Below are 25310 nucleotides of genomic sequence, written 5' to 3'. Positions count from 1 at the left end.
GCCTATGTCAGCCCCCCGGGGTTTGCAGGTGCGTTCCGCATCCCCGGACGAGGGCTCAGTCCGCCCAGAGGAGCGACAGCTCGAGTTCGATGGCCTCGAAGGGCTCGGCGCGGACCCGCTCTTCCTGGGAGAAGGAGTCGATGAGGAGCCAGTGACTCCCCTCCAACCGGAAGATGTCGAGCGTGCGCGCGAGCGGATCCACGTGCCACACGTGCCGCACGCCTTCCCGGGCGTAGATGCGCATCTTCGGCCCCTTGTCCATGCGCCGGGTCCGCTCCGACAGCACCTCGCACACCCAGTCCGGAGGAAGTCCGTAGTGTGCCGGGGCTCCCTCCCCTTCCAGGGCATCTGGCATGCGCTCGCGTCTCCACCCCGCGAGGTCCGGCACGAGCTTGTCCGGGCGCGGACCGAGGTGAAGTTCCGGCTCATCGAGGATGACCCATCCACCGGGACCGCCTCGTCCCAACCAGAAAGGGCCTCCGATGAGGATGCCCAGGCGCGAGGCCACGCGAGTATGGGGCCGGGCGGGACGCGGGCTGAGGTGAAGCTCACCGGCGAGAATTTCCGCAACCATCTCCGAGGGAGCTTCCTGGAAGGCCTTCTCCACGGACGAGGCGTTGCGCTCGGTGGACTCGGATGGGGGGTCTCGGGGGGCCATGCGAAGAGATTTCATCATGACCCCTGGGTGGTGCAATCCCAGGACCGCCATCCCCTCGATCAGTCCGCCCAGAGGAGCGACAGCTCGAGTTCGATGGCCTCGAAAGGCTCGGCGCGAACCCGTGCTTCCTGGGAGAAGGAGTCGACGAGCAGCCAGTGACTCCCCTCCAACCGAAAGATGTCGAGCGTGCGCGCGAGCGGATCCACGTGCCACACGTGCCGCACGCCTTCCCGGGCGTAGATGCGCATCTTCGGCCCCTTGTCCACGCGCCGAGTCCGCTCCGACAGCACCTCGCACACCCAGTCCGGAGGAAGGTCGTAGTGCGCCAGGGTCTCCTCTCCTTCCAGGGCATCCGGCATGCGCTCGCGTCTCCACCCCACGAGGTCCGGCACGAGCTTGTCCGGACGCGGGCCGAGGTGGAGTTCCGGCTCATACAGGATGACCCACCCACCGGGACCGCCTCGCCCCAGCCAGAAGGGCCCTCCGATGAGGATGCCCAGGCGTGAGGCCACGCGAGTATGGGGCCGGGCGGGACGCGGACTGAGGTGGAGCTCACCGGCGAGGATTTCCGCGACCATCTCCGAGGGAGCTTCCTGGAAGGCCTTCTCCACGGATGGGGCGTTGCGCTCGGTGGACTCGGATGGGGGGTCTCGGGGGGCCATGCGAAGAGATTTCATCATGACCCCTGGGTGGTGCAATCCCGGGACCGGTATCCCTTCGAGCTAAAAGAGGAGACCCATGCGCACCACCGCATCCACCCTGCTGCTCGTGCTGGGGCTTGGTTGTAGCCCAGCCCATCTTCCGCCCCAGACCAGACCCCCTGCCCCCACGGGCCCCCTGCTCACGGGACTCGTGCGGGGAGCCGATGGCGCACCGCTGGACGGCGCACGGGTGGGCCTCGTCCCCTTCGTGCCCTCCTGGAACCCGCGAACGGATGCCCCGGTGGGCCTCGTCCCGTCGGGGCCAGATGGCACCTTTTCATTCGGGCCCCTCGCGCCTGGCACCTACAGCCTGTCCGCTGTTACCCGCGAGGGCACTGTCCTGTTCACGAAGCCCATCGAGGTGAAGACGGGCGAACCCGAGGCGCCTGGGGAGCTGCGCGTGCCCGGTATCCGGGTCTCATGGGACGCCACCGTGGTGGACGAGGCGGGTGCGCGCATTCCCGGCGCCGAGCTGCGCGTCGTCCGACCCGGAATGCCCTACGACGACGTCGCCTTCCCCCCGGCCATGGCCCCTGGCCTCTTCCACCTGGAGACCCCCCGCGAAGGCGCGTACGTCCTCATCGCCTCGGCCCCTGGATACACGACGCGGATGCACCAGGTAGCCCGGCTGGGAGAGCCCGTCATGGTGAGCCTGGAGCGGGCCGCGGATGAGGCGATGCGGCAAGCGGCCGTGGAGTGGGTGAAGCAAAGTGGCCTGAAGCTCCAGTCCGTGGAGGCGGAACGGGGATTCGAGGACCTGGAGCGGCTCGGGCCCGTGCTCCAGGACACGCGGGTGGTGGCCCTGGGCGAGGCCACGCACGGCACCCGGGAGTTCTTCCAGCTCAAGCACCGCCTCTTCGAGTTCCTCGCCACGCGCAGGGGCTTCACCGTGCTGGCCCTCGAGAGCAACTTCGCCGAGATGCTCGACCTCGATGACTACGTCCTCACGGGACGAGGCGATCCCGCCGCCTTCTTGAAGGGGGAAACCTGGGACACGCAGGAGGTGTTGGAGCTCGTGCGGTGGATGCGCCGCTACAACGAGGACCCTTCCCACACCCAGAAGCTCCGGATCCAGGGCGTGGACATGCAGTACTCGCCCGCGGCGGTGGCCCGGGTGCTCGCCTATCTGGAGAAGGTGGACCCCGCCCAGGTCGCCACTCTCCAGGCACCGCTCGCCCCCATGACCGAGCCCAGCGCGCGAACCTTCTTCCGGCTCCCCCAGGAGCGCAAGGAGGAGATTCGAACGCGGCTCGACACCCTCTCCGAGCGCTTCGAGCGCGAGCGCGAGCCCTACACCCGCCGGTCCAGCCCCGGGGAATGGACCCTGGCGCGGCAGAACCTCCGGGTGCTGCGCCAGTACCTGGGCCACGTGCTTCACGAGAAGGACGGGGAACGAGATCGGTCCATGGCGGCGAACCTGCTCTGGCTCCTGGATCATCAGGCGCCCGGAACGCGCATCGCGGTGTGGGCGCACAACGGGCACGTGATGCGGGGACCGAGCGAGTGGAAGGACATGCCCATGGGGCGCCACCTCGCCCAGGCGCTCGGCCCGGCGCTCTATGTCCTGGGCTTCGCCTTCCATCAGGGCGCCTTCCAGGCCTTCAACATGGATCCGAACCCACCGCCGGAGCGCCAGGGCATGGTCGAGTTCTCCGTGCCGCCCTCACCCGAGGGCTCCCTGGATGACACGCTCGCCCGAGTGGGATGGCCCCTTCTGGCCGTGGATCTCCGGGCGCTGCCACGCAGCGGACCCGCATACGAGTGGTGGCGCCGCACCCACCTCACGCACGACATCGGCTTCGTCGCCTCGGACCAGGGCGCCCCGTCCCTGAGTTCGGTCCGGCCCCTGGAGTGCTACGACGGCCTGCTGTTCGTGGAGCGCACCACGCGCGCCCGGCCCAACCCCTGACCCACTCCGGGCGTGAAGGTCCTGACAGGGGCCGGGGCCCACGTGCTTCAGGGCGTGGGCCGGTAGCCCTGCGTGACGGCGGCGCTCACGGGCGTGAAGGCATCCGCGGGCGAGCCCGTCCAGTCGCTCGTGGGCGCTCGGAGCTGAACCGGGGTCCCCGCCGCGCCATCACACACGGCGTTGTTGACCAGCTCCAGGGTCGTGCCTCCCTCCTTCGAGGACACGCTGCCGCACGGCCCCGCGTCCGAGAGGATCGAGTTCGTCACCTTCACGCGCGCCGCGGGCGTGCCGTTGTTCTCGAGGACGATCTCACTGCCCGCGTTCCCGAAGAAGGTGGAGTCGTAGACCTCCACGTAGCCTTGCGACCACAGGCCCGCGGTCGAGTAGTTGTCGTGCTTCTGGGCGTACGCGCTCAGCACGTTGTTCAACGTGGTGGGCTGCGCGCTGTCGTTCCAGAGGCGGAAATTGCGCTTGTTCCTCAGCGCCACGCAGTTCTCGTAGTAGGCCGCCTGGGACTTGTCATCCCAGCCACCATCCGTGTTGTCGTACGCCGCCGAGTTCAAGAACGAGATCCGGTACGCCGTGCGCTCCAGCGAGAAGCCATCCCCGTTCTGGTAGTCACCCGCCGAAGCGCTCTGGTACGTGTTGTTCCTCGCCGTCACCCGGTTGAACACCACGTCGTGCGAGCCCTTCGTCGCATCCGCCGGGTTCTCCACGGACACGCCAAAGGGGAAGCCCTCCGTGGGCCAGGCCGCGTCCTTGAGCGTCGCGTCCGCCACGAAGTCCTGCACGAGCAGGTCCGACACGTTCTCGATCAGGCGGATGCCCCGCTTGGTGTACTGGAGCACCTGCGACTGGAGGATCCTCGACGTCGCGACGTTGCTGAACGCCAGCCCCTCGCGCACCCGGTTGAACTGGAGCCCGCTCAACTGGAGGTTGGACGCGTTGTCGGCCCGCACGCCGTAGTAGTAGGCCTCGGCCTTCAACCCCTCCACCTCCCAGTCATGCGTGCCCGAGAAGCGCAGCAGCGCGTAGCTCTTGCCGGAGCTGCCCGGGTTGGCGGGATTCCACTGGCCCTTGAAGACGGGCAGTCCCTGGCCCAGGTCCACGCCCACCACCCGCTTCTTCAGCGTCTCCGTGCCACTCGTCGTCGGGTAGAAGGAGTACGGCGTCGAGCTCTCGTAGAGGCCTCCCGCCACGTACAGCGTGTCCCCGGGCGTCAGGCTCGTGTCCAACGCGCTCTGGAGCCGGGACGCCGGGAAGGCATGGCTCCAACTGGAGCCATCCTGGGTGCCCGCCCCCGCGCGGCTCAAATAGAAGGAACGGCCCGGGAGTTGGGTCGAGGTCAGGCGCCGCAGGTAGGGCGAGCCGCTGACGAACGTGACGCGCAGGACGTGTGCGCCCGGCGTCACCTCCAGGGGCGTCGGGAGCGTGACCGACTTGAAGGTGCCGTTTCCGCCCGTGGACGGCAGGGTGACGGATACCTCGTCCGCGCCATCGCGCGAGACGCGCACCAGCGCGCCGCCACTGGCCAGGGAGTAGTTGATCGCCACGTCGAAGCGCCCGCCCTGGGCCACCTGGACCGTGTACTCCAGCCACTCGCCCGGAGCGCTCCGGACCTCGTAGTCCCCCGAGCCCCGGACGCCGATGTCCACCGCCTCGTTCAAGCGGTACTGCTGGTGCACGTTCACCGCGTCGGTGTCGTGGTAGGCGACGCCCTCGCCGCCCTGGTCGAAGTCATGGGCCTTGATGACGCCGGGAAACGCATTGGCGCCGAAGGGAGCCCGCTCCGCGGCGCTCGACACCGCGGGGACACCCACGCACAGGGCCAGGGCAACGGCCGGGGACCAACACCTCACGCTCTTCGACATGGCGGCTCCAGTTCACGAGATGGAACCGCCACCCTACTATACCGCTCTATCGGGTTTCGCGGGTTTCAATCCACCCGCGTCCCGGCCTACCGCTTCGCGGCCTTGGAGGGATCGATCTCGTCCTCGGGGCGCTCGGACACGGTGGCGCCCTCCCACTTCTCGCCCGCGCCGAGCCGCCAGTCGGAGGGCACGTCCAGCTTCCACAGGTACTTCGCCGTGGCGTCCCCGCCAGACGCCGCGCGCGAGCTCACCTGGAAGGCGATCTCCATCTTCTTCACCTCGTTGGGCATCAGGTCCATGTCGTAGTGGCCCAGGACCATCTGCGGGGGGAACTCGGCGATGAAGCGCTCGGGGAAGTCCACCTTCATGGAGGGGTCCTCCGCGTTCATCTCGCCAATGAGCTTGCCGCGCTCGTCGGTGAGCTTCCAATGGGTGTTGAACGAGGCGCTCGTCACCATCTTCTTCATCTTGCCGTCGGTGCGCTCCTCGCGCTGGGCGCCCCAGAGCACCAGTTGCAGGCGCACCTGCGGCTTGTCGAGCACCTTCACGAAGTCCGCGCTCACCACGTCCAGGCGCATGCCCTTGTCCGTGCTCGTCCACAGCGGCTTGTACTTGCCCTCGCGCATCTGATCGAACACGTGGCGCGTGTACGCGTAGAAGGCCTTGCGATCCTCGAGCCGGTCGTCCTTGTCCCCGCGCGCCGCCAGCTCGGCCAGGTACGCGTCGAAGTTCTTGCTCAGCTTGAAGCGGTCCTGATGCTCGGAGACCTGCTCGAAGTACTTCTTGAAGAAGGGCGAGAGTTCCTGCCGGTAGGAGGCCTCGTCCGGGTTGATGCGCATCCACCCCACGCGCTCCAGGTAGTCCTTCTGCACACGGGTGAGGTCCGCGTCACGCTGGGCCTCGAGAGCCCGAGCCCCCGCCGTACGGGACGTCATCACCGCGGCGAGAATGGCGCCGACGATGACGAGGGCGAGTCCGAAATAACGCTTCAAGCGAATGGCTCCTGTCGCTGGGATTGACGGCCGTAGTGATATGAGACCTGTCTCGCGTGTACCAGACCACCGGATCCTACGTGTCACCGGTTGCACTCCCCCTGGAGGAGGGCGGCCTGCTGGGCGGGGCCCAGGTCGCCTGGTGTACCTACGGCGAGCGCTCGGACGACAATGTTGTGGTGCTGCTGCACGACCTGACGCAGTCGCATCAGGCGTTGGCGCCTCCGTCGGACGGGCTCTTCCAGCCAGCGGGCTGGGGCGCGGAGCTGGTGGGCGAGGGGCGTCCGTTGGATCCCAGCACCCTGCACGTGGTGGCGCCCAACCTGCTCGGCAGCCCCTTCGGCTCCACGTCCCCGGTGTCGGTGGATCCCCACTCGAAGCGGCCCTATGGCGCGGCGCTGCCCACGGTGACGGTGCTCGACATGGCACGCGCGGTGGCGGCGCTGCTGCGGGACATGAAGGTGACGCGGGCGCGGGCCCTGGTGGGCGTGGGGCTCGGCGGCGTGGTGGCGTTGCGGCTCGCGGCGCTCTTCCCGGAGCTGACGGCGTCCGTGGTGGTGCTCGGCGCGGCGAGGACGCTGCCCGAGTCCCTGCGCGAGCGCTTCGGACTCACCCGGCACGCGCTGCGCATGGACGCGGACTCGCCCCAGCGCACCCTGCGCAAGCAGTACCTGGAGTATCTGCGGCTCGTCCAAGGGCCCGGGGTGATGGCCTCGGAGCCGCCCGACGCCGCCGGACTGGCCCAGGAAGCCGAGGCACGGGCCTTCGCGGACACATTCGACGCCAATGCCTGGGCGCTCCTGTGCACCGCCTACGCGGGCGCGGATCTCTCCGAGTATCTGGCCGAGGTGCGCGCGCCGGTGCTCCTGGCGGCCGCGGCGAATGACGCGCTGGCACCGCCCTCGCGCGTGCGGGACACCTACCATCAGCTCAGCGCGGCGGGCATCCGGGCGCACTACCACGAGCTGCCCGAGCCCTGCGCCCACCGCGACCTGCTGTCCGAGGCCCGGCGGCTGCACGGCCCGCTGCGCGACTTCCTGCGCCGGCGCGGTTGAGCGCGGCGCTCAGCGCGGCGGAAGCGGGTGGAGCAGCCGGCCCCTGAGGGCGCCCACGATCATGCCGATGGCGATGTCGTTGTTGCCTCCGTGCGGGACGATGATGTCGGCGTGGTGCTTGGAGGGCTCGACGAAGCCCATGTGCATGGGCCGCACGTGGCGCAGGTACTGGCTCACCACGTGATCGAAGTCGCGGCCGCGCTCGTGGATGTCGCGCTCGAGCCGGCGCAGGATGCGCAGGTCGTCGTCGGTGTCCACGTAGATGCGCACGTTCATCTCGTCGCGCACGGACTTCATGTGCAGCACGAGGATGCCCTCCAGGAGGATCATGTCCCCGGGGTCCACGCGCACGGTGTGCGGCTGGCGGGTGGAGGTATTGAAGTCGTAGACGGGCTTCTGGATGGGGCGGCCGGCCTTCAGCTCCCGAATGTGCTCGACGAGCAGGTCCGTGTCGAAGGCGTCCGGATGGTCGAAGTTGACCTCGCGCCGCTCGGCGAGCGTGAGGTCCGCCAGATCCCGGTAGTACGAGTCCTGATCGATGAAGGCCACGCGGCAGTCGGCGAGCGCATCGCGGACCTTCCGGGCGACCGTCGTCTTGCCGGAAGCGGTACCACCGGCGATGCCAACGACAAGGGGTGACGACATGGGGCGCGAACTACCGCAGTGAGCGAGCGTGCGCAAGGCTCCGTCCAGAAGCCCACAGTCAGAAGCCTCGCGGAAGCGCTTCAGCACCCCGCGGGACACGTCTCCTGTCCAGCGACCGACGCCCGCCGAGGAAGCCCGCTCCCCCACATTTCAAGTCTGTCCTGTTAAGCCTAGAGTTCATATCCGCATGTACCCCGGCCGTGGTCAGTGGCCGGGTCCTGTCTCGGCAGCTGGGGGAAAGACATGGAAATCGTACCGACCGGGAGCGCTCGCCGTCTGTCGTCCGTCCTCACCACCCTGTCCCGCGCCGGCCTCCTGCTGGGCGTGTCGCTGAGCCTGGTCGCATGCGGTCCCCTGGAGGACATGCCCGAGCACGAGGCGCTGGCGACCCACGCCCAGGAGTTGGAATCCATCAATGGGCTCTCGCTCAACGGCCTGTCCCTCAATGGGCTCTCGCTCAACGGCCTGTCCCTCAACGGGCTCTCGCTCAACGGCCTGTCCCTCAACGGGTTGTCGTCGTCCCAGTTCGGCGCCTGGTTCCAGACGAACACCCCCCTCAACGATCTGGTGATGAAGTACATCGTGCGCTGCGCCGTACCGGCCGGCGAGACGCGCTCCTACAAGTCCACGACGGGCCCCACCTGGACGTGGGCGGGAGGCCTCGGGCTCGCACCGGACTGGAGCGGAGGCAAGGAAGCCTCGCTGACCGAGCAACGCATCGTCTCCGCGTGCCTGGCGGCCCACGCCAACAAGTTCGGCGTGCAGATCTCCATGTCCATCCAGGGCCTGAACGCCAAGGGCGTGGCCATCCCCACGAGCCCCCGGGAACTCCGGCTCTACCCCGAGCGCGAGGGCTGCTTCTTCGGCAACCTCTTCAACAACGAGGGCATCTACGCGGGCAACGATCACTATCCGCTCAACCACCGCAAGAGCACCGCGCGCGCCTGCGCCCTGTCCATCAAGCAATCCGGACCGCCGGAATGCGCGCCCATGATCCGGGTCGATCCGGACTGCGAGGACATCTGCACCCCGGACGCCTCGGGGAACTTCTACACGTCATGCACCTACAACGGCATCACCTACCCGGCCATCACCACGCGGCTCCTCACGGAGGACATCTACACGTGTGGAGATGGAACCTGTCAGCTCAGCGAGTCGTGTGGCACCGGCAACGACTACGACGATTGCAAGCGGGACTGTGGGCTGTGCCCGTGAGCCTCGCGACTCACCCCCGGCGCAACAGCCCGAGCGCGGCGCCCTCGGCGAGCACCTGAGCGGGCACCTGCGCCTCGGAGGCGGGCGCTCGCGCGAGCACCCGCAGGCCCTCGAGCAGCGAGGGAGGCACCGTCACCACCTCCAGTCCCCTGCCCTTGCGCCGCAGCACGAAGGTCCAGGGACCCGGAGCCGGACGCCGCGCCACCTGCGCGAGCGATTCCAGACCACTGACCTCCAGCACCTCGCCCGCCCAGGCCCGGCCCGCCAGATGGCGGCGCAACGCCCGGGCGGCGAACACCGCTTCCGTGAGGTCCACCGGGAAGGTGCCCAGGCGCACGCCCTCGGCGAGCCCCACCTGTCCCGGCCCCGGCGCCGCGGGCGCCTTCATGCGCCAGGCGGTGGGCAGGAACGTCTCGAAGGACACCACCGCCGCGAGCCCTTCGTCCGGCTGCTCGCGCAACTGACGCCGCGTCCAGGCCGCGAAGGCGTGCCCCGGCGAGCGGTGGGGCTCCTCGAAGAGCTCGCGAAACTCCAGGGACGCGGTGAAGGCGCGCAGGCGCTCGCGCGTGCCCGCGAGCAACAGCCGAGACAGGGGCCAGTCCCGATCCAACGCCTCGGCCACCACCGCGAGCCGGAAGTCCGTCTCCGCGCGAGCCCCGTCCGCGTCTCCACCGCGCTCCGGCGCCGCGCCATACCCCGCCTCGAAGAGCTCCCACGGCGCGCTCTCCCGCGTGAGGGCGGGCGTGGGCGGAGCCTCCAGGGAGAGCGAAAGCGGAGGCCTCGGCCCCGCGGGCACCACCCGGCGCAGGCGGCGCAGCGTGAGCAGGGCCACCTCGAGCGGGTGTCCGTCGCCCTCGAAGGTGACGGCGCGCAGCGCGGGACAGCGCGGCACGAGCGACTCCAGCAGCTCGAGCAGTTCCTCGCGCACGGGTTGGGTGTGGTCATCCACGTAGAAGCCCCGCGCCCCGCTCCGGGTGACGACGCCCCCGGCGAGGTGCAGCTCGATGACCCGCTCCAGCGGGAAGTCCGCGAGCCCCGCGTCCAGGGGCAGTCCCGCCGCGAGCTGGTAGCTGAGCAGGTGCCCCAGGTCGAGCAGCAGCGGCAGGCCGGTGCGCGCGTGCAGGCGGGCCATGAAGTCGAGCACGTGCAGCTCGCCGCGACGCGCGAAGACGGCGGGGTTTTCCAGCGCGAGCGGCACGCTCAAGTGAGACTGCACATGGAGCGCATGGGCGGCGCAGTCGCGCAGGCCGGCCTCGGTGAAAGGGGGTGTGAAGTAGAGGTAGCCCGGAAAGGGCTGGCCCCCGGCGTGCCACCAGCCCACATCGTTGCCCACCCAGTCACTGCCCACCTCCCGCGCGTGCGCGTCCAGGGCCGCGAGCGCCGCGGAGGGCTCCAGCTCCGGGCCATAGAGGTTGAGGTGCACCGGGTGGAAGAGCACGGGGATGTCACCGCGGCGCGCCCACAACTCCGGGAAGAGCGAGGCCTGGGCCCGCGTCTCCTCGAGCGACAGGGGCGCGCTGTACTCCACGAAATCGAAGAGGCCCGGGGCCTCGGCGAGCAACCGATAGGGCTGCGGCGACTCCGCCGCATCGAGGTTGCTGCTCAGGCCCAGGCCTCGCCAGGGAAGCCGCCAGGACCGCACGGAGGTGTCGCTCATGTAAGATTCACACTACCTTGGATGGACCTGTCCCGCCTGCCCGGCAGGCGACTCTTGCTTCCCGCCGCTGAGTGCCGTAACTCGGCCGCCATGCGCGTTCCTCCAGTCATGCACGGGGCCAAGACGTGGACGACCTTGAATGGGGAGTTGCAGCTGTGGAGGCCTGCTCAGCACGTCATCGTGACGCGATTCCAGGGTTCCATGTATGACGCTCACCTGGCGCACCTGGCCATGTCGGCCATCGAGGAGATCGTCGCCTCCGAGCCCCTGGTGGACATCTTCCACGACTGGGAGGAGATGGAGCTGTACGCCACGCAAGCCCGCACGCTGATGACGGAGCGGGCCGTGCCGATCGCGGCGAACATCAACACCCTGAGCGTGCTGTTCGGCTCGAAGGTGGTGCTCATGGGCGTGTCGCTCGCCAGCATCAAGCTGGGCGGCATTCCCACGTTCACCCACCGCAAGGAGTTCGAGCAGGCCATCCGGCAGGCCGTGGAGTCCAAGCCCGGCGAGTTCAAGCTCAAGCTGCCCCTGTCCGAGTAGGGCGTTTGTCGCGTTCCAGCCACCCGGGCATGGGCGCTCCTGCCCGCCCGAGGGGGAGTGCGTTCCAATGGGGGGCTGGAGCCCTTCCATGCGCCATGCTGGCCGATCGTCCCCCGAGCAGCACCTGCCCCCGCCCCGGGCGCGGATTCGCGCGGCCGGAGAACCGCACGCCGTGGTCGTGGGGGGAGGCTTGGCGGGGATGGCGGCCGCCACCGTCCTCGCGGAGCGTGGCGTCCGCGTCACCATCGTCGAGCGCGAGACGTACCTGGGCGGACGGGTGGGCAGTTGGCGCGAGCGCCTGGCGGATGGCGAGCCGTTCGAGATGGAGCGCGGCTTCCACGCCTTCTTCCGCCAGTACTACAACCTGCGCGCGCTGCTGAAGCGGGTGGATCCCGGACTGGAGCGGCTGCGCCGTCTGGAGGACTACCCCCTGCTCGGGCCGGAAGGGCGCGCGGAATCCTTCTCCGGCCTGCCCACGCGGCCTCCCTTCAACCTCGTGGGGCTCGTGGCGCGCACGCCGTCGCTGCGGCTCGCGGATCTCCTCCACCTCGACCGGAGCACCGGCCTCGCGATGCTCACGTTCGACATGGAGCGCACGTACGCCCGGTTCGATCACCTCGACGCGCGCACGTTCCTGGACTCGCTGCGCTTTCCGCCCCACGCCCGGAACATGCTGTTCAATGTCTTCGCGCACTCCTTCTTCAACCCGGAGGAGTCCCTGTCGGCGGCCGAGCTGCTGATGATGTTCCACTTCTATTTCATGGGGAATCCGGAAGGGCTCGTCTTCGACGTGATGGATCAACCGTTCGCCCTGGCCGTGTGGCACCCGCTGCGCCGCTACCTGGAAGCGCGGCGGGCCGGGTTCCGGCTCGGCCAGTCCGTCCTCTCCGTGGAGCCCCAGGCGGACGGGACGTTCCAGTTGCCGCTGGACTCCGGAGCCACCCTCGCCGCGGAGGCCGTGGTGCTCGCCACGCCCGTGCCCGCGCTCCAGCGGCTCGTGGCGAACTCCCCGCGCCTGCTCCCGGGCGAATGGCGCGCCCGCGTCCAGGGACTCGGGCTGACCTCGCCCTTCGCCGTCTGGCGGCTCTGGATGGATCGCCCCGCCCGGCCGGACCGGGCTCCCTTCGCGGGCACCACGGGGGTGGGAGTGCTCGACAACATCTCGCTCTACCACCTGTTCGAGAGCGAGAGCCGGAACTGGGCCGCGCGCTCGGGAGGCGCGGTGGTGGAACTCCACGCCTACGGCCTGCCCCCGGACATGGGCGAGGCGGACATCCAGCGCGAGCTGCTGGCCGGCCTGCACCAGCTCTACCCGGAGCTGCGCGGCGCCCGGGTCCTCGAGCAGCGCTTCCTGCTGCGTCAGGACTGCCCCGCCTTCACGCCGGGTTCCTTCGCCTCGCGCCCCGGAGTGGACACCCCTTCCCCCCGCGTGGCGATCGCGGGTGACTTCGCCCGGCTGCCCTTCCCCACCGCGTTGATGGAACGAGCCACCAGCGCGGGCTTCCTCGCGGCCAATCATCTGCTCGCGGGCTGGGACATCCAGGGCGAAGCGCTCTGGTCCGTTCCCAGCAGGGGACTGCTGGCCGGGCTCCCCTTCCTGGACGGAAGCGTCCACTAACAGACGTTTCCGGCACCTGGGGTTAGGATGCGCCGCCCCCATGCAGAGCACCGCTCCGTCCCCGCGTCCCCCGCCGTCCTGGCTGAAGGCCTTCCGCGACCTGCCTCACGCACACGGCTTCGAACCCTTGAAGGTGGAAGGGAGCTTGCCCCGGGACTTGAAGGGCATGCTGGTGCGCGTGGGTCCGGTGTCCTTCGGCGTGGGGGGACAGCGCTACGGCCATTGGTTCGACGGGGATGGCGGCGTGCTGGCGGTGCGCATGGCGGACGGCGGGGCCCAGGCCGCGGCCCGGCCCATCGACACGCCGAGCATCCGGGCCGAGCGCGAGGCGGGCAAGGTGCTCTACAGCAACTACGGCACGCGCGCGCCCACGCTGTGGCGCCGGCTCTTCGGCGGGGTGAAGAACGCGGCGAACACCTCGGCGATGACGTGGAACGGCCGGCTGTTCGCGCTGGTGGAGGCCGCGCGCCCCACGGAGCTGCTGCTGGAGGATCTGCGCACCCTGGGGGAGACGGACCTCGACGGCGTGGTGGGACCGGCCTTCTCGGCGCATCCGCATGCCGTGGTGCCGCGGCGGGCGTCCTACAACTTCGGCGTGCGCTATGGCCCGGTCACCTGGCTGGATCTCTACGAGCTGCCCGACAAGCCCTGCGTGCGCCACCTGGGGGGTCTGCCCCTGCCCGGACCGGTGCTGGTGCACGACTTCATCGCCACCGCGAACCACCTGGTCTTCCTGGTGGCACCGGTGCGCATGCGGCTCTTCCGGATGATGCTCGGCAAGGGCAGTCTGTCGGACAATTTCGACTGGCGGCCGGAGCTGGGGACCGAGGTGATCGTCGTCCCCATCGATCGGCCCTCGAAGGCGGTGCGCTTCCAGGCGGAGCCCTTCCACGCGTGGCACTTCGGCAATGGCTTCGAGCATGGCGGGCGCATCTACGTGGACTACGTGCGCTATCCGGACTTCGGCTCCAACCAGTGGCTGTCCGAGCAGACGAAGGGCTGGGCCAGCACGGACGCGCAGGGGCGGCTGCACCGGGCGACGTTGGACGTGAAGGCGGGCACGCTGCGCAGCGAGCAGGTGTCGGACCGGCGCTGCGAGTTTCCCAGCGTCTCCCCTCTTCGGGCGGGGATCCGCCACCGGTACATGTACCTGGCCGGGCACGCGGGGCCCGCCACCTGGCGAGGCCCCCAGGACGCGGTGGTGAAGGTGGACATGGACACGGGCGCGGAGACGGTGGTGACGCTGGGCGCCGAGCACTACCCCTCCGAGCCCGTCTTCATCCCCCGGCCGGGAGGCTCGGCCGAGGACGACGGCTGGCTGCTGACGCAGACCTATGACGCCGCCCAAGACCAGACGTATGTCGCGGTGCTGGATGCCAGGACACCCGGGGCGGGTCCCGTGGCCCGGGTGCTGCTCAACCACCACTTCCCCTTCACCTTCCACGGCACCTGGGTCCCCAAGCGCTGACGATGACCCATTCCTCGGAGGATCCAGGCGGTGGCAACCACCTACCGTCCTCTACCGAGGAAAGCGATTGCGGTAGCTCACGGTGAAGGCACCATCGACGGCGGTGTTGCCGCAGTAGCCACCACCGGTGATGTCGACGACCTGGTCATTGGACGACTTGGTGGACCCGCCGGCCGCGTAGTAGCCGTCGGTGCGCCAGTTGGCGGTGACCACGAAGGGCAGGCCCGTCAGGTCCACGTTCGCGTGACCCGCGGAGGAGTTGAAACCGGAGCAGTCACCCGCCATGCCATAGACCACGGTGTACGTGTCCCACTGGGGGATGCCACCCGTCGAGGTGGCGAAACGGAAGTCTTCGATATCCAGGGTCTGGGTCGCCGGATCGAACCGGACCCGGTTCCACGTGGTGGAGACGGACTTCCCCGCCACGTTGATGTACTGGGAGAAGTTGCGCCCAGCCCCCGTGGGCAGCGTCAGGTAGGTGCCGCCACCCGTCGCGCAGTAGGCCTCGTAGGGCTTGTTGCTGTCCTGGCCCAGGTACAGCGTGTAGTCCTGGTCCTGCGTTCCGCCCGCGGCGGCGACGGCGTCGCACGAGCCATAACCCACGTAGCTCAAGGTGAAGGCACCATCGACGGCGGTGTTGCCGCAGTAGCCACCGCCGGAGATGTCGACGACCTGGTCATTGGACGACTTGGTGGACCCGCCGGCCGCGTAGTAGCCGTCGGTGCGCCAGTTGGCGGTGACCGCGAAAGGCAGACCCGTCAGGTCCACGTTCGCGCGACCCGCGGAGGAGTTGAAATGGGAGCAGTCACCCGCCATGCCATAGACCACGGTGTACGTATCCCACTGGGGGATGCCACCCGTCGAGGTGGCGAAGCGGAAGTCTTCGATATCCAGGGTCTGGGTCGCCGGATCGAACCGCACCCGGTTCCACGTAGTGGAAACGGACTTCCCCGCCACGTTGATGTACTGGGAGAAGTTGCGTCCCTCGCCCGTGGGCAGCGTCAGGTAGGTGCCACCCTCGGCATCGCAGAAGGCGATGTAGGGCTTGCTGAACTCCGCGTTCAGGTAGAGCACGTGATTGCGATCCATCGGGAGTCCGGCGGCCTTCACCTCCGCGCAGGACACGGCCAGCGGGCCGGGGACGAGGGACTGGACGGCCGCGCTGTCCTTCACCTCGGAAGCCGGCTCCTCGGCCTTGGGCCCACACGCGACAAGGCTCATGCTTCCCACGAGCGCACCACACAGCAGACGACCATTGATTCGATTCGACACGTCTTCAACTCCGGGTTGGGGGGTTTAAGAAAATGTCCTGCGAGATGTCTATTCAGCAATGGACATGCCAGGCGCGGCAGCCAAGGCCTTCCCTCTGGAGGCGCTTCTCGAACACGCACTGGAACGGGAAAAAACTATTTCGCCGCGTTCCCATTCGACGCGGGCGCGTCTGGCATCAACGCATCCGCCCGCGTGAGCGCTATTGCTCCCATGTCAGCATTTGAGAAAACGAGGAATCCTCCTCGCCCAGGGCCGTCAACAGCGCGTTCACTCGCTCCACCTCGCGCTTGAGGACCTTGTGGTGATTGCGATTGCGGAGCAGGCCCTCGCGGCCGAGCACGCGGAAGGCCTCGTCCCGGCCCAGTTCCTGGACCGCCGCGCCCAGCACGAAGCCCCGAAAGGCATCCGCCAGGTCCAGATCCAAGGGAATTTCGCGCCGGCGGGCTTCCTCCACGAAGGAGCGAGCCGTGCGCCGCAATGCCTCGGAGAGCGGCTTCGGTCCGGGCATCGCCTCGCAGGCCAACGCCCGGGCCATGCTTCCCTCCTCGATCACCACCTCGCCCGAGCCACCTGCCTCCACCAACGCCAGCGAGAAGGCCCTCCGGACGATGTTGTCGAGCTGGCGCAGGTTTCCCGGCCAAGACCGGCTCGACAGGAGTTGTTCCGCCCCAGCCGTCAGCCGCACCCGGTCAGAGGGCCCGTGCTCGCGCTTGCAGCGCTCCACCATGAACCGGGCCCATGGACGAATCTCGTCCCGGCGCTCATCCAGGGGAGGAAGGCGGAAGGGCAGGACGTTGATGCGGTAGTAGAGGTCCTCCCGGAAGTGCCCGGCGCGCACGGCCCCCAATAGATCCGCGTTGGTGCCAATGATGAAGCGCACGTTGGCGCGCTTCTTCCCCGAGTCTTCGCCCAGGGCCCGGTAGCCGCGCTCTTCCAGCAGGTGGAGCAGACCCGCCTGGGCCCTGAGCGACAGCTTGTCGATCTCATCGATGAACAGCGTGCCGCCCTCCGCGCGCGCCACGCTGCCCACGTTGCTGCCCACCGCTCCGGTGAAGGCGCCCCTCTTCCAGCCCACGAGCTCCGCCATCTGCAACTCTTCTGGAACCGATAACAGATCCAGAACCTCGAAGGCCTCGTCGCGGCGGCGGGAGTGGGCATGAAACCAGCGGGCCAGCCGGGACTTACCCGTTCCCGTCGCTCCACAGATGAGCAGGGTCTCCTCCTGCTGAGCGAAGACGCGCAACATGGGCAGCCACTCGCCCATCGCCGCGCCCACGACCGGGAGGAACTCATCCGTCTCGGACAGGCTTCTCCGCGGGGACGGTGCGAACGAGGATGCTGCACAACCATCTCCACACGGGTTTATCGACATTCGAAGTCCATCTTTCGTTGAGCATCGCGGTGTGGCCCTCCAGACGTTGGACTTCAAAAAATATTCAAGTGACATCGTAAAATAATCGCGGAGCGGTACTTTTGAGGTGGGTGGGATTCAACCCCACCCGCAATGATTTGGGGACTGAGTGACCCGGTCTTCGGGTTCTGACGACAAACCCTTGGCCAGCCCTCCGAGAGCGGCCCCCTCTCACTCTGTGAGAAAAATGGAGCAATCGCATGCGATCCAGATGGATCGAATCATTTGTCGCCGGTGTCGCGTTGGGAGCCGTGCTTCTCGCCGTGCCCGGAGGCGCCGCGGAGCCCACGCCGAAGCGCGCGCTGCTGGCGCTCTCGAAAACCAATCACACCCTCGCGATCGTGGACCCATCGAGCCTGAAGGTCATCGAGCGGGTTCCCGTGGGACCGGATCCTCATGAGGTGGTCGCGTCGTCGGATGGAAAGACAGCCTACGTCGCCAACACTGGTTACGGCCGTTTCCATGAGATCAATGTCATAGACCTCGTCGCGAGGAAAGCGCTGCCCAACATTGATACCGCCCCCCTGATCGGCATACACGGAATGGCATTCGTTGGCGGAAAGGTGTGGTTCACGGCTCAAGGAGCCAAGGCCCTTGGCCGCTATGATCCGAAGACGGCCCGGATCGACTGGAGCATGGGCACCGGGCAAGACCGGACGCACATGCTCCACGTCACCGCGGATGAGAAGAAGATCTACACCACGAACGTTGATTCCGGGACGGTCAGCGTTCTGGAGAACGTCCTCCTCCAACCGACGGTCCCCCCGACGGGAGTCCTGCCAGCCGGGGCAAAACCCCAGATGGACTGGATTCAGACCGTGATTCCAGTGGCCAAGGGCTCCGAAGGTTTCGATGTCTCTCCGGATGGAAAGGAATTGTGGACAGCGGAGCCGATGGGCTCTTTCTCGATCATCGATCTCAAGACCAAGAAGGTGACGGCGACCATCGACGCGAAACTCCCCGGTGCCCACCGACTGGGGTTCACCCCGGATGGCAAGCGTGTGCTGATCGTGAGTGTGCGCACCGGCGAGCTGGTCGTCTACGACGCCGGCTCGCGGAAGGAAGTGAAGCGGCTGAACGTCGGCCATGGCGCGGCCATGTTGATGGATGCCGAGGGCGCACGCGCGTTCGTGTCCTGCACGCCTGATAACGACATCGCCGTGATCGATCTCAAGACCTTGGAAGTGACCGGCCATCTCGACGTCGGAGGAAGGCCGGATGGTCTGGCCTGGGCGGTCCGCCGTTAAAAGAAGACGCCCGGGGCCATGGGGCACCCGGGCGTCAGGACTTCAAGGACTCAGCGCGTGCGTCAGTAGGCGCCCTTGAGCGTCACGTTGGTGAAGGCGCTGTAGGCGTACGAGCACACGTGCCAGGTGCCCGCGGACGGGCTGCTGATGGTGCAGCTCTCGGCGTTGCCGCTCTTGTACGGACGGCAGTTGTAGGTGCTGGTGGTGGGCTTCGAGCCGAACCGCACGTACAGGTCCGCGTCACCCGTGTTGCCCGTCTTGCCCGCCTGGGTGAAGACCACCGAGGACTTCCCGCTCGGCACGGAGAGCGTGTAGCAGGACCACGTGCCCGTGGAGCCCGAGAACGGAGCCGTCTCCACACCGTTGGTCAGCACGTCACCGCCACCGGGGCTCCCCCCGGTGAACGAGCCCTTAAGGCTCACACCCGAGGCGGCCGAGTAGCCCTTGATCTTCACGTAGTACGTCCCGGCGGAGGCGGTGGTGATGGGGCAGCTCTCGGCGTTGCCACCCTTGTACGGACGGCAGTCATAGGACGAGTCGGTCGGCGCGGAGCCGAACTTCACGTACATGTCCGCGTCACCCGTGCCGCCGCTCATGTCGAACGTGAGGCCCGTGGCGCCCGCGGGCACGGCCAGCGTGTAGACGCAGCTCCAGGCCCCCGCGTCCACGGAGATGCCCGTGATGGCGGTGCCGTTGGTCAGGGTGATGTTGGAGGTGCAGCTCGGGGGAGGCGTCGTGGTGCCGCCCACGCCCACCGCCGTCCAGGCATCCGCCACGGACGCGATGTCCGCCGCGCTGTAGCCGAGCGCTTCCACGGCCTGGCCGGTGTACGCCTTGGCCTGGGCGAAGGTGGTGGAGGCCGTGAAGTAGTCCGTGTTGGCCTTGTAGAAGACGGCGCCGGCCTTCTGCACGCCGATGCCCGCCACGTTCGTGGTCGTCTTGGCGCGCGGGTGCGTGCCACCCGTGGACAGGAGCTTGAACGCCAGGTTGGCGATGCCCGAGTTCCAGTGCACGCCGCCGTTGTCCGAGGCGCCCGTGTAGCGCTCCGGGTAGTAGTCCTTCGACGAGCCGTCCTGCGTGGGGTTGCCCATGTAGCGCAGGGCGTCGTTCGGCACGCCGGGCGTCCAGATGTCGTCGCCGATCATCCAGATGGGCGCGTCCATGGACCAGCCCTTCGTCCAGCTCTCGCAGTAGGCGGCGAAGATGTCGCTGATGCCCTCGTTGAGCGCGCCGGACTCGTAGGAGTAGGTGAGGTCGGACTCATACTCCGTCACGGCGTGCGTCAGCTCGTGCACCGTCACGTCCAGCGACTTGCCCAGCGGACCGGCATCCACGCCGTCGCTGTCGCCGTACACCATCTGCGAGCCGTTCCAGAAGGCGTTGGTGTAGCTGGTGCTGTAGTGCACCGTGCTCTTGAGCTGCGCGCCCGCGTTGTTGAACGAGTCGCGGCCGAAGTTCTCCTTGTAGCAGTTGTAGGTGGTGCCCAGGTGGCCGTAGTTGTCGTCGACGTGCGTGTCACCCGTGGCCGCGCCGCCCTCGGAGCGCTTGAGCGTGCCGGGCAGGCTGGAGCCATTGTTGGCGCTGTACACCGCGCGGTTGAGCGCCGTGTGGATGTCCGTGGTGCGGCCCAACACGGAGCCGTCCTGCGCGCTCACGAAGACGTGGTCGCGGATGGGCAGCCCGGCGCCCTCGCCCGTCACCACCACCTCGTGGGCCAGCTTCAGGAGGCCGTCCGCCTCGGAGCGGTAGTAGACGAGCCGGGAGCTCTCGGCGGCGAGCTCGCGGCCCTCGGTGGCCGCGAGCGCGGACTTCGTGGCCGCGGCCTCGGCGAGCATCGCCTTGTTGGAGACCATCTCCCCGTCACGCGCGGAGCCGTTGGCCGCGTAGACGAGACCGGACTCGTTCACGTGCACGACGAGTTCGTGGCCCACCACGGGCAGCCCGTTCTTCATCTGCGCATAGCGCACGTGGGTATGGCCACGCTCGTCCACGTGGGAGCGGGACACCACCAGGTCCGCCGCGTTCAGGCGGAAGATGGGGGCGATGCGCTGGAGCGACTCACCCAGACGGGTGTGCGCGTCACGCGCCGCCAGGCCGCGCAGCGACTGGCCCGTGGAGCCAAACTCGCCGCGCACCATGAAGGGCACGCCGTCCGCGTGCGCGCCCACGACCTGCGCGCCGGGAATGACGCTCAGCGCGGCCTTCACGTCGGCCGTGGACGACGTGCCCACGCCCTCCGCGCTCTCTGACGGAGTCTTGTCCGAGTCTTCCACCGCGCACGCCGCGAGCGGCAGGGCGAGGAGTGCGGCCAGAATGCGTTGACGAACCAAGGGGGACCTCCAGCTTAGGCGGTGACGGGGGTGCCACCGCGCTCGGGCGGGCCAATGAGCAGGATGCGTGCCGATCCCCTAAATCATTGGAAGTCCAATCAGACCCCACTCTCCGGACAGCCTGGATGGAGCGGGGATGCCGCAGGGCACGAGCGCGCTTCTGTATAGACCCTTGACATCCACTGTGGGACATCCAGCGAAAACAAGGCCTTGGGTTCGTCCGCACTCCCTGTCCTGAACGGAAACACTCCCAAGGAATCGAGGTCTCGTTCGACCCCCAACGGCTTTTTCCAGTCTAACAGTCTTCGCCCTTTATCCCGTTCCTGGTTCAGGGGCGCTCCTGACCCCCCCGCCAGGCCTCGCGGAGCTGATCCTGGCGCTGCTTGCGCGCGAGCGCGTCGTCGACCTCCCGGGGCATCTCCTCCAAGCGGGTGTTGTGCATGCGAATGCTCAGCTCATACAGCCCGCGCTCCTGCTCCGACAGCCGGGGCCCATACTCCTCGAGCACCCGGCTGGCGAATTGGATGAAATCCTCGGACACCTCGCGGCGGTGCTCGTAGTACTGGTGGATCTCCTCCTCGGTGGCCGTGTTGGAGAGCACCTTGCCATGCAGGGCGTTCCATCGCCGGGTCTCCTCCTCGCGCTGCTGGAGGACTTTCGGATCCTTCGTGGGGGCGCCCAGCTTCCAGTAGAGGTTGTCCGGCAATTCCTCGCGCAGCTTCACCAGGTCCACCGGGTGCTGAGGGGGGTCCTCGGCGGCCAGAGTGTTGTCAGGTGAACCTGGTGCGGGTTGCTCCGTGGGTGTCTGGGCAGGAGGCCGCGAGGGGGGCGCGGACGGAGCGGTGGGCGTGGGCGGAGGGAGCTGGGACGCCACGGGAGGAGCCGTCCGAGCCTCACGTCCAGATGCGTCATCCGGCGCGTCTGGCTCGCGCCAGAAGAGGCCCAGCGCGACGGCCAGCAACATGACAAGGATTGACGCGGCGAGCCATCGCAGAGACGTCGACCGGGGAGTGGCGCCCATGCCGCCGAGATACCTCGCGCGGAGCATGCTCCGCAACCGAAGACCTCGACGCTTTCCCGACTCTCCGTTCTTCCCGGGAAGGATGTAGAATCCGCGGCCTTTACCCCCGGAGCAACAAGAGAGGTCAAAGCATGAGCAAGCAATGGATGTTGGGTCTTCTGGTGGCGGCGGCCCCGGTCGCCGCGAGCGCGGAAGTCCTCGTGGGCGGCATCGTCGACGTCCTGGTGGATGGCGGCAATACCTATAACTGGGACAAGGTCGCGCTGGCGGGCACGAAGTGTGGCAATGGCTCGCAATACAAGTTCTTCGTCCACCGCAGCACCACGGGCTCGCAGAACCTGCTGTTCTTCTTCGAGGGCGGTGGCGCGTGTTGGGACTACGACACGTGCAGTGGGCGCGCGGGCGTCATCGGGGCGGCCAACCCCAATGGCATCGCGGATGACTACATGCAGCAGTTCACCGCGAAGTATGTCTCGCCCATCGTGAACGGAGCCGATCCCGGCCTGCCCTTCCGCAGCCGCACGGACATCGCGACGAAGGACTGGAACATCGTCTACCTGCCCTACTGCACGGGCGACGTGCACGTGGGCAACAACGTGGCCACCTACCCGGATCAGACGGGGCAGCAGCCTCCGCTGAGCTGGCACCACTCCGGCTACACCAACACGACGGCGGCCATCAACTACGCCAAGACGCAGTTCCCCAACGTCCAGAAGCTGCTGGTCACCGGCTACAGCGCGGGCGGTACCGCCACCTCGGCCTCGTATTACTTCGTGCGCCGCGGCATCAACCCGGCGCGGGGCTATTTCCTGAATGACTCGGGCCCCATCTTCCCGGCGGCCAGCACCCAGGATCTCTCGCGCTCCCTGCACCTCAAGATCCGCCAGTCGTGGAACCTGGACTCGGTGTTCAACCAGTTCCCGGCGTCCTTCGATCGCAACAACATGGGCACCATCAACCGCATGGTCGCCATGGAGTTCCCGAACGATCAGCTCGCCTACACGGGCTATTCACGCGACTACAACTACTCGCGCTTCTCCTATGAGCGCTTCCTGACGCCCAATGACAAGGAGTCGGTGCTGACGTACTGGAAGGCGGATCAGGACAAGCTGGTCGCCGAGATGAACCAGTTCAACAACTACAGCTATTTCATCCCGCACGAGCGGCAGATCAACGCCAGCCACTGCAGCACGATCATCACCTTCGTGGGCGCGCACGCCTGCCAGAAGATGGAAAAGAAGAAGTGGTACGAGTACGCCTCCGAGCCGTGGCAGAGCTACAAGTGCAACAGCGAGATGATCTCGATGAGCACCTTCCTCCAGCGCTTCATCAATGAGAACCAGCGCGTCCGCGTCTACGAGCCTGTGAACGGCTACAACGCCGAGGATCCGGGCATGCAGGTGCTCGCGCCGCTCATCAACGGCGCCATCGGCGGCTGAGTCGAGCGGAGTTGAACCGAAGGACCCGGGGTGTCTTCACGGGGAGCCGTAGGCGTCTTCCAACAGGCGCTCCTGACTCCAGCCCCGGGCCTTCGCCGCCTCCACGTCGAGGCCTTCTCCATGTCCCTGGCCCTGGCCCTGGAACGACACGCGCGCGTCCTCGAGGACCGCCGTCCGGGGGCACGCGGGAAGCTTCAACGCCGAGCGCAACACCTCGCACGGCAGGGATTCCGGCGCGTCGTACACGGCGCCGCCCTCGTGCTTCGTGCGCAGGTAGTGCACGCGCCCCTCCGAGAAGCGCAGCGACGTCACGCCCCGGCCCAGGAGCGCTTCCACCTGGGCGCGCGGACGCGCCTGCCTCCAGGGCGCGTCTCCCCCCTGGGAGAAGGGCAGCCATCGGCGCCAGCGCAGGGCGGGCGCCCGGAGTGCCCGCTCGTCCTCGGGTGACACGCGCACGGTGCCCCGGAAGGCCTGGCAGTGCGTCGTGTCGCAGACGGGACGGCCCGGGTGGCGGCTGTCGGCGTGCCGCTCGTTGTGCGCCACCACCCGCGCCAGCGCCACCCTCGCCTCCCCCTTCAACCCCGCGTCTTCCGCCGTCACCCCTCCGGCCGTGTATTGCAGGCGCGTGGTGCGGAAGAGGAAGTCCGAGCCCCGTCTGGCCTTGAGCGCCGTGGGACTCGTGGGGACGCCCGGAGGCGGCGCATAGGGCGGCGGCGGGGACTTCGTGAAGACGCCCGCGTAGTCGCGGCCCTCGGGTACCTCGGGGAAGCGCACCCGCCAGGGGCTTCCCAGACAGACCGCCGCCCCCTTCTCCACGAGGGGTTCCAGCTTCGTGAAGTCTCCGGGAAGAACATGGGGCGTGCCTCCCTCCAGGAAGAAGCCCGCGCCCCGGCAACGCGCCTCGATGGCGCCCGGCGACAGCAGACCCAGCACCTGCACGCGCGCGGCGTCCAATCCCCCGCGCTTGCTCCGCACCCGGGCCAACACCTCGGGCACTTCGTGGGCGAAGGCGCGCGGCGTCTTCCCCGGCCGCGCCAGCACCGCCACCACATCCGCGTCCACCGCGACGATCCACCCGAGCACCGGCCGGCTCTCCGCGTCCCGCACCGTGCCTGTCTTCGCCGCCACGCCCGCGTAGTCCTTCGACGCGGGCAGTTCGGACAGCGTCCCCCGCGAGGCGTTGTCCGCGAGCACCGCGAGCAGGTCCGGCCGCGCCTCCGCCAGCAACCGGTACGCCTGCGCCAGGCCCCAGGCGGAGAGGCGGAGGTTCGCGCGCAGACCGATGGCATCCGCCATGTCCAGGGGCGCGCTCGACAAGCCCACCGCCGAGAGCACCGCGCCCCAGGCCCCGAAGCCCCTCGGCGCGCTCCCCTGCCCCTCCCAGTCCAGGAAGTAGCCATTGCACGAGCGCAGGAGCGCCGCCTTCACGTCCATGCGCTCGGGGAAGCCCTCACCACAGGCCCATTCCACCGGGCCCTTCCTCGCGGAGAGCACGGGCGGCGGCGCGGTGCTCCCCGCCACCACGAAGGGCTTGAGCGTCGAGCCATAAGGCATCGCCGTGCGCACCTCTCCCTCGGAGAGCAACACCTCGCCCGAGTGGCGGCTGAGCACCACCGTGGCGGACGCGGCGGCCCGCGCGCCCACTCCGGCCAGTTCCTCCACGGACATCGGCACCGTCCAGCGCGTGCCCTGCTGGCACTGGCGCAACCGCCGCGTCAGGGCGCTCGGGAAGCCCGCGTCCTCGTTCAGCACCCGCGCCAGGGCGCGTCTCGCCCGGGGCGTGTCCACGTTGGGAGCACGCGCCAGCTCCACCGCGGCGTTCGTCAACGACAGGTAGGGCGCCTCCCGCCACTCGGCCAGCTCGCCGCTCACCGCCAGCGCGAAGGACTCGTGGAAGAGCCGATCCTCCGAGGAGGCCGGACACGCCCACCACAGCAACTGGTGCGCCAACTCGTGCCGCAGCGCCACGCGCAGCCGCGCATCCAGCACCCCGGGCGAGCCCTGCCGCAGCTCCACCACGCCCGGCTGTCCCTGCCCGTTGCGCGAGGGCAACAGCCCCTCGCCCCGCCGCAGGGAGATGGTGGCCGGGGCCCGGGCGGGGGCACCTCCCGCCTCGGCCACGTAGCGGGACTCCAGGGCCCGCCAGGCGGCTTCGGCCTCGGCGCGCAGCCCCGCCTCGGGCGTCACGTCGCCCCGGGTGAGGAAGACGGGGGTGGCCGCGAACAGCACGGCCGTCACGGCGGCCCACCCCATCACCA

19 protein-coding genes are annotated in these 25310 nt (G+C 68.4%); 8 read left to right on the top strand and 11 right to left on the bottom strand.

Annotated features, from left to right (window positions below; genetic code table 11):
- Positions 1–55: 55 nt before the first annotated feature.
- Entirely contained in the window at positions 56–658 is a 603-nt protein-coding gene (locus MEBOL_RS31765; protein WP_095980952.1) for a Uma2 family endonuclease, read from the bottom strand.
- Positions 659–717: 59 nt separating this feature from the next.
- Positions 718–1320 carry a Uma2 family endonuclease gene (locus MEBOL_RS31760; protein WP_095980951.1) on the bottom strand — a complete coding sequence of 201 codons (603 nt, stop codon included), beginning with the start codon at positions 1318–1320 and terminating at the stop codon, positions 718–720.
- 76 nt (positions 1321–1396) lie between these two features.
- Here MEBOL_RS31760 and MEBOL_RS31755 point away from each other — a divergent pair, with 76 nt between their 5' ends.
- A complete protein-coding gene (locus tag MEBOL_RS31755) occupies positions 1397–3268 on the top strand; it encodes an erythromycin esterase family protein (protein WP_095980950.1) in 1872 nt (623 codons plus the stop codon).
- 47 nt (positions 3269–3315) lie between these two features.
- Here MEBOL_RS31755 and MEBOL_RS31750 read toward each other — a convergent pair whose 3' ends face one another.
- Positions 3316–5139 (bottom strand): carbohydrate-binding domain-containing protein, encoded by a 1824-nt coding sequence (locus MEBOL_RS31750; RefSeq protein ID WP_095980949.1) that lies wholly within the window; start codon positions 5137–5139, stop codon positions 3316–3318.
- A gap of 86 nt (positions 5140–5225) precedes the next feature.
- Positions 5226–6131 (bottom strand): hypothetical protein, encoded by a 906-nt coding sequence (locus MEBOL_RS31745; protein WP_179956329.1) that lies wholly within the window; start codon positions 6129–6131, stop codon positions 5226–5228.
- 80 nt (positions 6132–6211) lie between these two features.
- Between MEBOL_RS31745 and MEBOL_RS31740 the strand changes: the two genes are divergently transcribed.
- Entirely contained in the window at positions 6212–7186 is a 975-nt protein-coding gene (locus MEBOL_RS31740) for an alpha/beta fold hydrolase (protein ID WP_342747688.1), read from the top strand.
- Between the two features lie 9 nt (positions 7187–7195).
- Here MEBOL_RS31740 and udk read toward each other — a convergent pair whose 3' ends face one another.
- Positions 7196–7831, bottom strand: a complete 636-nt coding sequence (gene udk / locus MEBOL_RS31735) for a uridine kinase (protein ID WP_095983120.1) — start codon at positions 7829–7831, stop codon at positions 7196–7198.
- A 243-nt stretch (positions 7832–8074) separates the two neighbouring features.
- On the opposite strand from udk, the gene MEBOL_RS31730 reads away from it, so the two are divergent.
- Positions 8075–9046, top strand: a complete 972-nt coding sequence (locus MEBOL_RS31730) for a hypothetical protein (protein WP_245918996.1) — start codon at positions 8075–8077, stop codon at positions 9044–9046.
- A gap of 10 nt (positions 9047–9056) precedes the next feature.
- On the opposite strand, the gene MEBOL_RS31725 is transcribed toward MEBOL_RS31730, so the two are convergent.
- Entirely contained in the window at positions 9057–10703 is a 1647-nt protein-coding gene (locus tag MEBOL_RS31725; RefSeq protein WP_095980947.1) for a multinuclear nonheme iron-dependent oxidase, read from the bottom strand.
- Positions 10704–10793: 90 nt separating this feature from the next.
- Here MEBOL_RS31725 and MEBOL_RS31720 point away from each other — a divergent pair, with 90 nt between their 5' ends.
- From MEBOL_RS31720 to MEBOL_RS31710, 3 genes are all read left to right on the top strand, one after another.
- Entirely contained in the window at positions 10794–11246 is a 453-nt protein-coding gene (locus MEBOL_RS31720) for a hypothetical protein (protein WP_157823787.1), read from the top strand.
- Positions 11247–11334: 88 nt separating this feature from the next.
- Entirely contained in the window at positions 11335–12864 is a 1530-nt protein-coding gene (locus MEBOL_RS31715; protein WP_245918994.1) for an FAD-dependent oxidoreductase, read from the top strand.
- Between the two features lie 40 nt (positions 12865–12904).
- The gene (locus MEBOL_RS31710; RefSeq protein WP_095980944.1) at positions 12905–14332 is read left to right on the top strand and encodes a carotenoid oxygenase family protein; all 1428 of its coding nucleotides are present in this window, start codon (positions 12905–12907) and stop codon (positions 14330–14332) included.
- Between the two features lie 51 nt (positions 14333–14383).
- On the opposite strand, the gene MEBOL_RS31705 is transcribed toward MEBOL_RS31710, so the two are convergent.
- Both MEBOL_RS31705 and MEBOL_RS31700 read right to left on the bottom strand, forming a co-directional pair.
- Complete coding sequence (locus tag MEBOL_RS31705; RefSeq protein WP_157823786.1) at positions 14384–15604, bottom strand: GON domain-containing protein; 1221 nt, start codon at positions 15602–15604, stop codon at positions 14384–14386.
- 199 nt (positions 15605–15803) lie between these two features.
- The gene (locus MEBOL_RS31700) at positions 15804–16880 is read right to left on the bottom strand and encodes a sigma-54-dependent transcriptional regulator (RefSeq protein WP_281256604.1); all 1077 of its coding nucleotides are present in this window, start codon (positions 16878–16880) and stop codon (positions 15804–15806) included.
- 335 nt (positions 16881–17215) lie between these two features.
- On the opposite strand from MEBOL_RS31700, the gene MEBOL_RS31695 reads away from it, so the two are divergent.
- The gene (locus MEBOL_RS31695) at positions 17216–18262 is read left to right on the top strand and encodes a cytochrome D1 domain-containing protein (protein ID WP_095980941.1); all 1047 of its coding nucleotides are present in this window, start codon (positions 17216–17218) and stop codon (positions 18260–18262) included.
- Positions 18263–18324: 62 nt separating this feature from the next.
- Here MEBOL_RS31695 and MEBOL_RS31690 read toward each other — a convergent pair whose 3' ends face one another.
- Complete coding sequence (locus MEBOL_RS31690; protein ID WP_095980940.1) at positions 18325–20592, bottom strand: M4 family metallopeptidase; 2268 nt, start codon at positions 20590–20592, stop codon at positions 18325–18327.
- Between the two features lie 328 nt (positions 20593–20920).
- Positions 20921–21556: a hypothetical protein gene (locus tag MEBOL_RS41505; RefSeq protein WP_157823785.1), complete on the bottom strand. Its 636-nt coding sequence runs from the start codon at positions 21554–21556 to the stop codon at positions 20921–20923.
- Positions 21557–21744: 188 nt separating this feature from the next.
- Here MEBOL_RS41505 and MEBOL_RS31680 point away from each other — a divergent pair, with 188 nt between their 5' ends.
- Complete coding sequence (locus MEBOL_RS31680; RefSeq protein WP_095980938.1) at positions 21745–23052, top strand: pectin acetylesterase-family hydrolase; 1308 nt, start codon at positions 21745–21747, stop codon at positions 23050–23052.
- A 36-nt stretch (positions 23053–23088) separates the two neighbouring features.
- Here the strand turns inward: MEBOL_RS31680 and MEBOL_RS31675 are convergent, their stop codons facing one another.
- Positions 23089–25305, bottom strand: coding sequence for a SpoIID/LytB domain-containing protein (locus MEBOL_RS31675; protein WP_095983118.1), 2217 nt, complete (start codon positions 25303–25305; stop codon positions 23089–23091).
- Positions 25306–25310: the final 5 nt, after the last annotated feature.

The sequence above is a fragment of the Melittangium boletus DSM 14713 genome, from assembly GCF_002305855.1.
GTDB classification, from domain to species: domain Bacteria; phylum Myxococcota; class Myxococcia; order Myxococcales; family Myxococcaceae; genus Cystobacter; species Cystobacter boletus.
This window is presented reverse-complemented; position numbering and strand designations above follow the sequence as displayed.

Coding starts and splice junctions, on each gene's coding strand:
- MEBOL_RS31765 (WP_095980952.1), bottom strand. CDS start 658: ATGGCCCCCCGAGACCCCCCATCCGAGTCCACCGAGCGCAACGCCTCG.
- MEBOL_RS31760 (WP_095980951.1), bottom strand. CDS start 1,320: ATGGCCCCCCGAGACCCCCCATCCGAGTCCACCGAGCGCAACGCCCCA.
- MEBOL_RS31755 (WP_095980950.1), top strand. CDS start 1,397: ATGCGCACCACCGCATCCACCCTGCTGCTCGTGCTGGGGCTTGGTTGT.
- MEBOL_RS31750 (WP_095980949.1), bottom strand. CDS start 5,139: ATGTCGAAGAGCGTGAGGTGTTGGTCCCCGGCCGTTGCCCTGGCCCTG.
- udk (WP_095983120.1), bottom strand. CDS start 7,831: ATGTCGTCACCCCTTGTCGTTGGCATCGCCGGTGGTACCGCTTCCGGC.
- MEBOL_RS31730 (WP_245918996.1), top strand. CDS start 8,075: ATGGAAATCGTACCGACCGGGAGCGCTCGCCGTCTGTCGTCCGTCCTC.
- MEBOL_RS31725 (WP_095980947.1), bottom strand. CDS start 10,703: ATGAGCGACACCTCCGTGCGGTCCTGGCGGCTTCCCTGGCGAGGCCTG.
- MEBOL_RS31720 (WP_157823787.1), top strand. CDS start 10,794: ATGCGCGTTCCTCCAGTCATGCACGGGGCCAAGACGTGGACGACCTTG.
- MEBOL_RS31715 (WP_245918994.1), top strand. CDS start 11,335: ATGCGCCATGCTGGCCGATCGTCCCCCGAGCAGCACCTGCCCCCGCCC.
- MEBOL_RS31710 (WP_095980944.1), top strand. CDS start 12,905: ATGCAGAGCACCGCTCCGTCCCCGCGTCCCCCGCCGTCCTGGCTGAAG.
- MEBOL_RS31695 (WP_095980941.1), top strand. CDS start 17,216: ATGCGATCCAGATGGATCGAATCATTTGTCGCCGGTGTCGCGTTGGGA.
- MEBOL_RS41505 (WP_157823785.1), bottom strand. CDS start 21,556: ATGTTGCTGGCCGTCGCGCTGGGCCTCTTCTGGCGCGAGCCAGACGCG.
- MEBOL_RS31680 (WP_095980938.1), top strand. CDS start 21,745: ATGAGCAAGCAATGGATGTTGGGTCTTCTGGTGGCGGCGGCCCCGGTC.
- MEBOL_RS31675 (WP_095983118.1), bottom strand. CDS start 25,305: ATGGGGTGGGCCGCCGTGACGGCCGTGCTGTTCGCGGCCACCCCCGTC.